The 435-nt window shown below is 59.1% G+C and carries 1 protein-coding gene; it reads left to right on the top strand.

What is annotated here, in order from left to right:
- A partial coding sequence (locus ON44_RS33560; RefSeq protein WP_169338121.1) for an ATP-binding protein occupies positions 1 to 359 on the top strand: 359 nt, incomplete at its 5' end.
- Between the last annotated feature and the right edge of the window lie 76 nt (positions 360 to 435).

The following is a 435-nucleotide window of genomic DNA, read 5'->3' on the forward strand; positions in this document are numbered from 1 at the left end:
ACAACCACTCCCACGTCAATCCCGCCAGACATCGGGATAATCCCCGGTTCGGGATAAGTCGAGTAATCCCGAGATCGGGATTAGTCGACGACTTCGGCATGCGAGAACTCACCGCCACCCAGGCTGACGATCTCTACGAGCTGATCTCCGAACGCGCCGCCGCCGGCGTCTCCATGGTGCTCACCTCGAACCGGTCGCCGGTCGACTGGTATCCACTGTTCCCGAATCCGGTTGTCGCTGAGTCCCTCCTGGACAGGCTGATCAACACCAGCCATCAGGTGTTCATGAACGGACCGTCCTACAGGCCGAACAAGCGGCCTGGCGCCAAAGACGAACCACACAAGGAGGCCATCGGGTAGAACATCAACCAGGACCCACCACCTGCCCGATTACTTGAACGAACGCGGCGGGAATTACTTGAACGTCGACACGAAA

Source organism: Nocardia vinacea NBRC 16497 (genome assembly GCF_000308835.1).
Classification (GTDB): Bacteria; Actinomycetota; Actinomycetes; order Mycobacteriales; family Mycobacteriaceae; genus Nocardia; species Nocardia vinacea.